This window comes from Gordonibacter pamelaeae 7-10-1-b, assembly GCF_000210055.1.
In the GTDB taxonomy this organism is placed as follows: Bacteria; Actinomycetota; Coriobacteriia; order Coriobacteriales; family Eggerthellaceae; genus Gordonibacter; species Gordonibacter pamelaeae.
Window position 1 is genome coordinate 1,456,052 of the sequence record NC_021021.1, and the last position, 2,010, is coordinate 1,458,061.

3 protein-coding genes are annotated in these 2,010 nt (G+C 69.1%); all 3 read right to left on the bottom strand.

Going from position 1 to position 2,010, the window contains the following annotated elements:
- The coding region (locus GPA_RS06680) for a Stp1/IreP family PP2C-type Ser/Thr phosphatase (RefSeq protein WP_083808960.1) at window positions 1-1,171 on the bottom strand (1,171 nt) is incomplete at its 3' end.
- A complete protein-coding gene (locus tag GPA_RS06685) occupies window positions 1,171-1,584 on the bottom strand; it encodes an FHA domain-containing protein (RefSeq protein WP_041239204.1) in 414 nt (137 codons plus the stop codon). The genes GPA_RS06685 and GPA_RS06680, both read right to left, overlap by 1 nt.
- Before the next feature lie 54 nt (window positions 1,585-1,638).
- Window positions 1,639-2,010, bottom strand: a 372-nt coding sequence (locus GPA_RS18015; protein WP_156791140.1) for an FHA domain-containing protein, incomplete at its 5' end; no start/stop codon positions are given.

Consider the following 2,010-nt stretch of genomic DNA (forward strand, 5'->3'; position numbering starts at 1 on the left):
GCGTGCCGCCGGTGCTGCCGGCCGCGTCGGCGGCGGAGGCGTCGGCGTTCGCCGCATCGTCCCCGGCCGGCTTGCTCTTGGCGTCAATGTCCTCTCGGTATTCCTTGACCAGGGCCTCGGCGGCTTCCACGCTGTCCACGCGCCAGCCTTCCTTCAGCCGTTCCTGGAATCCGGGTTGCAGGTCGCTCACGGACACGTCGGTCGACTCCACCAGCTCGGAATAGGTCAGGCCGAACACGTCGCCCGGCACGCCGCGGTAAATGGCCACCTTGCCGTTGTCGTCGGCGAGGTAGGCGGCGTTGTGCAGGTACTCGTTCGTGCCCCAGGCCGCGCCGCCCACGATGGCGGCGAACAGCACCAGCACGAGCGCGATGGAGAGCTTCGTCTTGCGCGCCATCTTCTTGCGGCGCACCTCGGCAAAGCCCGTGACGTCGGCCACGATGACGGTGACGTTGTCGTGGCCTCCGTTGGCGATAGCCTCGTTCACCAGCTGCGATGCGCAGCGCTGCGGGTCGCGTACACGGGCGAGCGTCGACTCTATTTCGTTGTCGCACACCATGCCCGACAGGCCGTCGGAGCAGATGAGCAGGCGGTCGCCCGTCTCCACGTTGATCTCGTACAGGTCGGGCTGGGTGTGCGGGTCGCTGCCCAAGGCGCGCGTGATGACGGAGCGGTTGGGGTGTGAGCGCGCCTCCTCGGGCGTGAGCTGGCCGGCCTCTATCATGTCGGCCATCAGGCTGTGGTCGCGCGTGAGCTGCTGGAGCTTGCCCTGGTGCAGCAGGTAGGCGCGGGAGTCGCCCACCTGGGCGATGATCAGGCGCTCGCCCTCCAGCATGGCGGCGGTCATGGTGGTGCCCATGCCCTCGCGGCCCCGCCCTTCGTGGGCGGCGCGTATGACGGCGCGGTTCGCCTCCTCAACGGCGCGTCCGAGCGCCTCGGAGTCGGGATGCGCAGGAGCGCGCTCGGCCAGCACGTTCACGGCGATTTCCGAGGCCACTTCGCCGGCGGCGTGACCGCCCATGCCGTCGGCGACGGCGAACAGGGGAGGCGTTACCACGAGGCTGTCCTCGTTGTGGTCGCGCAAGCAGCCGATGTCCGTGCGGCTGCCGAACGTGGTGGTGGCGCCCTTGCGCGTGTGCGGCGTGGACTTGTACGGGCGCTCGGCGGCCATCAGGCGAACCTCACGCGGATGGCCACGTCGCCCACGTTGACCACGTCGCCGTTCTTGAGCGCTACCGGTTCGCCGATGACCTGGCCGTTAACGGCGGTGCCGTTCGTCGAGCCCAGGTCTTCCACGAACAGGTTCTGCCCCATGAGGGAGAAGCGCGCGTGGCGGCCGGACACGTAGCCCGCGCCCACCACGATGTCGGCGCCGGGGCTGCGGCCCACGATGACGGGGCCGCGCACGACGATGGACACGCCGCGCAGCTCCTTCGGCCCGCGCTCCACCGACAGGTTCCAGGTGCGCTCTTTCTTGCGCTGTCCGCGCACGAGGCCGATGCCGGTCTTCATGAGGGCGAACAGGAACAGGTACAGCAAGGCTACGAACAGCAGGCGTCCGATCAGCAGTACGACGTCGATCACGAGTACACCCCTCGCTCTGTGCGGTTAACAACTATCACGCGTGCGCCTTTCGCGTCATTGGGCCTGGGTGAACACGAAGTTGGTCATGCCGATGGTGATGCGGTCGCCCTCGCGCAGCGGGTGCGTGGCGATCTCCGCGCCGTTGACGAGCGTGCCGTTCGTGGAGCCCAGGTCGGTGATGGTCCAGACGCCCTGGGGCTCGAAGCGCAGCTCGGCGTGGGTGCGGCTGGCGTTGATGTCGTGGACGACGATGTCGTTCTTCGACTCGCGGCCCATGAGCAGGCGCGCCGAGGCCAGCGAGTAGGTGCGGTTGTTCGTGGTGTCGATGAGGCTGGCGCGCACGGCGGCCTGGTTCGGCACGGGGCTCGCCTGCGCCGCGCCGCCTGCGAACACCACCGTGTCGGCGGCGACGGGGGCACCGGCGGG